The organism is Helicobacter burdigaliensis (assembly GCF_003670295.1).
Lineage (GTDB): Bacteria > Campylobacterota > Campylobacteria > Campylobacterales > Helicobacteraceae > Helicobacter_D > Helicobacter_D burdigaliensis.
This window is the reverse complement of record NZ_QXJG01000038.1, coordinates 1-3,570: the sequence shown is the minus strand read 5'-3', so window position 1 is coordinate 3,570 and position 3,570 is coordinate 1. Positions and strand designations below refer to the sequence as shown.

At 29.7% G+C, this 3,570-nt stretch carries 4 protein-coding genes; all 4 read right to left on the bottom strand.

Going from position 1 to position 3,570, the window contains the following annotated elements:
• On the bottom strand, positions 1-185 hold a 185-nt coding region (locus EBF09_RS09410; protein ID WP_232817716.1), incomplete at its 3' end, for a hypothetical protein.
• The gene (locus EBF09_RS08875; protein WP_198672580.1) at positions 175-1,704 is read right to left on the bottom strand and encodes a hypothetical protein; all 1,530 of its coding nucleotides are present in this window, start codon (positions 1,702-1,704) and stop codon (positions 175-177) included. The genes EBF09_RS08875 and EBF09_RS09410, both read right to left, overlap by 11 nt.
• 6 nt (positions 1,705-1,710) lie before the next feature.
• Entirely contained in the window at positions 1,711-1,941 is a 231-nt protein-coding gene (locus tag EBF09_RS08870; protein ID WP_121764740.1) for a phosphopantetheine-binding protein, read from the bottom strand.
• 9 nt (positions 1,942-1,950) lie between these two features.
• On the bottom strand, positions 1,951-3,462 hold the full coding sequence (locus tag EBF09_RS08865; protein WP_121764739.1) for an amino acid adenylation domain-containing protein: 1,512 nt from the start codon (positions 3,460-3,462) through the stop codon (positions 1,951-1,953).
• Between the last annotated feature and the right edge of the window lie 108 nt (positions 3,463-3,570).

Below are 3,570 nucleotides of genomic sequence, written 5' to 3'. Positions count from 1 at the left end.
TCCTCTAAATATTTTTCTACATTATATACAGCAGATACTATTGCATACTTATGAAAACCTTTGTATTTTTTGGGGGTAATTTTACCAATAATAGCTTTTGCTGATGCTATTCTCTTTGACGCCATATCACTAAAAAATAACCGAGGATCTCTCAAAAGTTTTTGCATCTTTCTGCTATGATACATTGTTTTCCTTTTTTAATTGATTTATCTTTCTCCACATCGTAAAAAATCCACCCCTATACCATTTCTTACCAGCTTCCACCAATATTTCCCCCAATTTATAAGAAAAATACTGCTTTATTTTGTAAGCTTCTTGGCTATCAGGATACTGCTCCAATAATAAAACTTTCTTATTGGGTTTCCTATAGCCAGTTTTATGAGCCACTACAACACACATTAATACAAAAGGTAATATAATATATCCCAATATCCCTTTTGAATATCTTACTGTTGCCTGTCCAACCTTATAAGACAAGTGATGATATACCCTTTCACGAGCAGTCCCATAATTATTATAAAAATCATTATTTTTTTGTAAAACACTCAACAAAGATTGAAGCTCTTCTATTTTTTCTTTTTTCTTTTCTACTTCACCCATTATAATTTTATTTTTTTTATTGTAATCATCTATGATTCGTTTATACTCATCAAAAAAATATAACAAATGCTCATAAGAATAATTTTTATCTAAAACACAATCTTTAAAATCATCTATATTCTCTTTTTCTATGTATTCAGCATCCACTATCATAAAATCTATCAAGGCTATTCCATTGCCATCAGTGCTAAAAATCATATATTTTTTAGAAGCCTCATTATTAATTTGTGTATCAATTAAAGTATTATCATCAATAATAAAACTTTTACAATAAATTTCTGGAAATGTCTCCCATCTCCAAGAAGATACAACAAACTCCTCATGAGAATTTCTACATACAAATGCACTCTGTTCTTTAATGCCACCTGCAAGATTCCAAGTATGAATACATAAAATATATTTTCCACTATACTCTTTTGGTATAATTAAACTATTCCCTTTATCAAGGACATACACTTTTTCATAGCCAAGGTGGTTTCTAACCTTTTTTACCTTATCCAAACCAACAATATTAGCTATATCCACAATCAAAAAATCTGGATTTTTTCTTAAACCTTCTAAAATTTTCTTTGGCTTTTTGAAATTATCCATAGACTTCGCAATCTCTCGCGCCATTTTTTCACATAAATATTCCATAGGATGATGACAATCAGGTATATTCATGTAAAAATCCAAGATTTGTTTATCCTTACAATAATTATAAATATCTATAAAATTAAAACCATAAAAACTACACTGTGCCTGATGAAAACCATCATATTTTACAGTATACATACAGCTATAATGCCAAATTAATACCAATACCTTTTTATTAAATGAATATAACTCCCTATAAAGCCATTTAAAATTTCTAATATTATTTTCATATATCCACTCTCTGCCACTCTCCTCACTTATTCCAAGAATAATTAAATCAGCATTGTTAAAGATAGTTTCATTTTTTTTAATACTATAAATGGAAGCAGCTGCACATACATTGGAATAACCAAAAGTTACTACTTCTAACCCTTCTTTGCGTAACCCTGCAACAAAAGAGCCATTCCATAGCATATCACATGTCCCTAGACACACTATATTTTTTATTATTTTGCACTTATCTTTCATGCTTAATCACTTATTCTTTACACTCAGCTCTATCATTTTCTTGATTGTTTTAAAGCTTTCAAAATTCTCTGGGACAATATCATCAAAATCTAAAGTTGTTTGATAAAATTGTTCTATTTCTGCAACCAAATTCATAATATCTAAGCTATCAATAAAACCGTTTTTAACTAAATTGTCCATATTTTCATCAATACTATCCTTGCCTATATTTTCAAAAAATTGTTTAATTTCTTGCATATTTTCTCCTTAAAAATTGTTTTTTAGATAATTCCTATCAATCTTACCATTAGCATTTAGCTTAAATTTATCAAGCCTTATAAATTCGCTTGGTATCATATAAGAGACTAATTTTTCTTTGATAAAATTTCTTAAATCCAGTTCATTTTCGCTTTCATAAAAACAAATGATTTTTTCTTTAAAAATACAAGCACAATTTCTTATGCTAGAGTGAGAATTTATCACACTTTCTATCTCTCCAAGCTCGATTCTATGTCCCATGTATTTGATTTGATTATCCGCTCTTCCATAGCAAAGCAGTTCTCCAAATTCATTATAAGCGACTATATCGCCCGTCTTATATAATAAATCTAAGTAGTTGTTATGCAAAGGATTTTGGATAAAAGCCTTTTGTGTTTTTTCTCTATCATTATAATAGCCTAGCGAAAGTGAAGTCCCACGCACGAAAAGTTCGCCCTTTACACCCACTTGCTTAGGACTTATAAAATTTAGATTTTCATCAAAAACTAAAAGCTCTGTATTTTTACAAGCTTTTCCTATGGGTAAAAGCTCATCGTCGTTAAATTGGCGATTCAAGGTGTAAAAACAAGAAATAATAGTTATTTCAGTGGGGCCATAAAGGTTGGCAAACATAGCATTTGGAAGGCATTTTCTCCAGACATTTAATTGCTTATTTGGCATGATCTCGCCTGCAAAAAGAACTTTTTTAAGACAATTTAATGGGTATTTTTTTAAGCCCTTCTCATTTGCAAAATAAATTAACACCGAAGGCACCCAAAAAATCGTTGTAATTTTTTCTTGTTCTAAATATTCTAAAACCTTGTTAGGAAAGGCAAAAATATGGTTTGGCAAAATATGCAAACTAGAACCCTTGCTAATAGAGGACATTATATCAGACACAGATACATCAAAATAGAATTGAACCTGATTTGCTAAAATATCACTATTATTAATACTAAATTCATCGCAAAACCAAAAAGTATAATCAATCACACTTTTATGTGCTATGCTAACTCCTTTTGGTACTCCAGTGCTTCCGCTTGTAAAAAGCACATAAAGTAAATTCGTATCGATATGTTTTTCTTTTGCGCTATTAATTAAATTTTCATCTATGTTAAAACTTTCAAAATCCTCTGTGTAAAGTGTAGGTAAATCCAAGTCTATATTAAGCTCCTTAGAAGTAATAAAAAGCTTAGGCTTTAAAACTTCTATGACTTTTTCTATCCTATCTTTTGGGCTTTTTTCATCTAAAAGGGTGTAAAAATTCCCGCTTAATGCTACACCAAAGAAAGAAATTAAACAATTAATTCCTTTTGGCAGTATGATTAAAATAGGGCTTTGAGTGGGACTTTCACTCCCTAAATTTCTTAAAATCTCACTTGCTATTTTTTTGGACGCTAAATCAAATTCTTTATAAGTTATTTCTTTTCTGCCTTGCTTTGCAAAAGGCTCTACAAAAGCTATTTTATCACTAAAATTATTTACACTTTTTTCTAAAAAATCATAGATATGGGTAACCATTGTCTCTCCAAAATGAAATTAAATTATAAAGTTTCATAAACCCTCTCACAACATTTTCCATCTCTAAAAAGAAAAGTATTTGCCATGTTAGTTTTATAGGGCTCCCCT